2 protein-coding genes are annotated in these 3,326 nt (G+C 66.3%); both read right to left on the reverse strand.

Features of this window, described 5'->3' with window-relative positions; translation table 11 throughout:
- Positions 1-278: 278 nt before the first annotated feature.
- A complete protein-coding gene (locus tag ABTZ94_RS36925; protein ID WP_351207742.1) occupies positions 279-725 on the reverse strand; it encodes a hypothetical protein in 447 nt (148 codons plus the stop codon).
- On the reverse strand, positions 722-3,193 hold the full coding sequence (locus tag ABTZ94_RS36930) for a DNRLRE domain-containing protein (RefSeq protein WP_351207744.1): 2,472 nt from the start codon (positions 3,191-3,193) through the stop codon (positions 722-724). The genes ABTZ94_RS36925 and ABTZ94_RS36930 overlap by 4 nt, the downstream gene beginning before the upstream one ends.
- Positions 3,194-3,326: the final 133 nt, after the last annotated feature.

Raw genomic sequence — 3,326 nt, forward strand, 5'->3', positions numbered from 1 at the left:
CCACGTGATCATTCCGGGGCCGTCGCCATGCCCGGAAGGCAGATCACGACCGTCACGCATCACGCATGATCAGCCACCCGACAGGCTCTTAGGCGTGGTGCAGTCCATGGGACGAGTTGGATCAGCCCTGGACAACGCCGCTGCCGAGTCCTTCTTCCGGGGGATTGACAGAGGCTCGTAGCTGACGTCCCGCCTGCTGCTTCGGGGCTGCAGGCGGGACCTGTTCGGCTGCTGTGGGGAGGACTATCCCCGATTTCTGCTGGTGGCTGCTTTGGTGCTCAGCCCTGCGGCGCGGGCTTGGGGCTGCGGAGATGTCTCCGGACTTCGCCGACGCAGGTCAGCGTAATGGCCATGCTGACAGCGATGGCCAGTGCCGCGATCAGAGTGTCCGGGCCGAAGGGTTCCTGGAGAGCCGCGTTCAGGAAGGCCACTGCGATGGCGATCTCACCGAGCCCGAGCGCTCCGAGCCATGCTGCCCAGGCGGTGGGCGGAGCCCATGCCTGAACCTTCTTCCAGCCCAGCAGCGCGGCGCCGCCTCCCATCGCCAGCACCGTCAGGATCAGGAGTCCTGTGAACATGACGTCACCTGTGGTGGACGGCTCGGTGTGATCGAGTTCGCCGGTGTCCGGGCCGGGCAGGGCGAACAGCAGGCCGAAGAGGGCGATGTAGGCGATCTGCGCGATCAGCAGTGCCGGCGCGACCCGGTGGTTGAGAAGGTGGTTCATGCGTTGCTCCTCACAAGCTTCCCGTTCTTGATGATCCAGAGCTTGCCCGTCGACACGTAGCTCTTGCAGGCACTGCGGGACTTGCTGGATGCCTTCGCCTTGTCTTTGCTCTTGTAGTTCCGTCCTATGGCGCGGCCGGTCTTGTTGTTCCGGAGGTCCATTTCCTTGTCGTTGCCCTTGGACTGCGACTCGTGGCGTGTGGCGACCTCGTAGGCGGTTTCGTGGTCGATGAAGATCTCCATCGTCGCGTTCCAGTAGCAGTGCCGGAAGGCGTCGCCGGTGCCCTGGTACAGGGTCTTGTCCGCGTAGTACTTCTTGGCGTAATAGACCGCCGCTGCCGCCTGGTCGCGGGCCTTGGAGCAGTCATAGGGGTTGAGCAGGCAGTAGCGCTTCTCTGACGGCGTCATCCCGTAGCCGGAGGCGCTGGGATCGAGGAGAACCGGGTAGTGCACGGTCTGGCCCGCTGCCGGTGCGAGCGAGATGCCGATCGCGGAGCCGGATGCCGTCATGGACACCGGGACAGCGGTTCCCTTGGCATCAATGGCTAGCGGGGCGGAGACGAAGGTGGCGAAGCCTGCCTGCTCGTCCGCGATCATCAAGGTGTTCTGGGAGACGGCTGTCATCTCCTGGCCGGGCTGCAGATTCACCGTATAGGTGAAGGAGTGGGGCGCGTTCGCGGTGCGCAGCAGGTGGAAGAGCTCCACCTGGCTGGCCTCGGTACGGGTTGCGACGGTGTCCGCGTCCTGCTGGGTGTTCGGGTAGATCACCAGGCCGGTGCTGCTCAGTTCAGCCGGTGAGGTGGTGGCGACGGGCAGGTTCTGGGCGCTGCCGTCGGCGCTGGTGCCCACGACGGTGCTGTCGGCGGTTGCGGGCAGTTCGGTGACCGGGCCCGCAGCGACGCTTTCCTTGTCCTCGATTTTCTCGGGGTCCTCCTCCTCGACGTAGCCGGGAGGAGTGTCGTCCTCTTCCGGTATGTCCTCGGTCGGTTCGGTGGTCTCGTCCTCTTCCTCAGCGGGGTGGAGGATGCCGGAGAAGTGGGTTTCTGCTATCTCGTTGATGAAGGAGGTGGAGAGCTTCCCGGTGAGTGAGCCGGCCTGGAAGGTGTACTCGCACCATTCCGACCAGGTGCCGGCGGCGTTCTTGACCCGGGCGGTCAGGGAGTGGACGCCGCGGGTGGCGGGCGTGATGATGACAACTGTTTTGCCGCCGGTGAGCGTTGCGGTGCGCGCCGGTTCCTCGTCAAGGGCGTACTCGGCGGACACGGCCTTGCCGGCCGGGTCGGTGAGGGTGAACGTCCCCGGGGTGCCCGCGTCACCGTGCCACAGCCCGTCGGCCGGATAGGCCGTGGAGACAATCGTGGGAGCGGCGGGTATGGAGGTGTCGATGGTCAGTGTGCGCCAGGCGGACCAGGTGCCGTTCCAGTCGGTTCCGTCGTAGGTGGCCACACGCCACTGATAGGTACCTGCGGGCAGTGCTGGTGCCGTCCAGCTGCCTATGCCGCCCGAGGCGACGTAGGCGGAGGTGCCCGTGGAGACCCGGGCGGTACCTGCGGCGTTCCAGACCTCGAAGGTGATGCGGACCTGGTTGCCGTCCGCGTCGCTGGCTTTCGCTTGCAGCGTGGGCGTGGTGTCGGCGGTCACCGCACCGGATATCGGGCGGACCAGGGCACCCACACCGGGCTTGGTGTTGTACGTGATGGACAGGGCGGGCTCGGTGGGGCCCTGCGAGCCGTTCACGTAGTTGGCGGACCGGAAGCGGCGCCAGCTCAGGGAGTCCTGCTCGTCCACGGCCTTGATCTGGAGGCCGTGGTTGGTTTCACCGGCGGCCCATGCCTGAGCGATGCCCGTGACGTTCCAGCGCATGAAGTTGGCCGGGCACGCGGAGCTGTAGCCGTAGGCGGCCTTGGAGACTGCGGCTCCGGTAGTGGTGGTGGCGGGCTGAGCACCCCACGTTACGGCGCTGGGGTCCCAGCTCTGCGTGATGCGTCGGGCTTCCACGCCCATGGTCTCATTCGAGCAGCTGGCGGACCAGTAGGAGTGCATGCGCAGCTCTGCGCTGAGGATATTGGTGCCGGTGTACTTGGCGACGTCGAACTTGAGGAAGGAGCGGGCCTTCGTCGTACCCGCGTCGTACGTGCCGGCCTTCAGCTCCGTGGAGCCCCGTTGTGAGTCGGGGTAGTTGGTGGCGACCCATGTGTCGGTCGACGCGGCCAGAGTGGTGGTCGGGTCGATGGTGACGGGATAGGTCAGGTCCGGGTCGTTGAGGAATTCCTCGCTCGGGCGCAGCACCAACACGGTGCCCTCGGCCGTCTTCTCGATGGCCGTGGCGATCTCGGCGTCCTTGAGGGGTTCTCCGGAGACGGGATCGGTGCCGGTGCCCCACATCCTCGGTGCCGGAGCGCTGGCGACAAGTCCCCCCGCGTTGTCCTCCAGCCTCAGATGCCGCTGGGCGGTCTTCTTGAGCTCCATGCCTGTCAGTGTCACCGGCAGACGTAGCTCGACGGGTTCGGTGGGACGCTTCTTGAGGATGAGTGACTCGCACCATCCGGGCGGCGGGGGGGGGGGGCGGGCGGGAGCCGGCCCGCCCGAGGTCAAGAGACCC

This window comes from Streptomyces sp. NPDC002785 (genome assembly GCF_040295565.1).
Lineage (GTDB): Bacteria > Actinomycetota > Actinomycetes > Streptomycetales > Streptomycetaceae > Streptomyces.

Excerpts from the sequence above, each read along its gene's own strand:
- ABTZ94_RS36925 (WP_351207742.1), bottom strand. The coding sequence starts at position 725 with ATGAACCACCTTCTCAACCACCGGGTCGCGCCGGCACTGCTGATCGCG.
- ABTZ94_RS36930 (WP_351207744.1), bottom strand. The coding sequence starts at position 3,193 with ATGGAGCTCAAGAAGACCGCCCAGCGGCATCTGAGGCTGGAGGACAAC.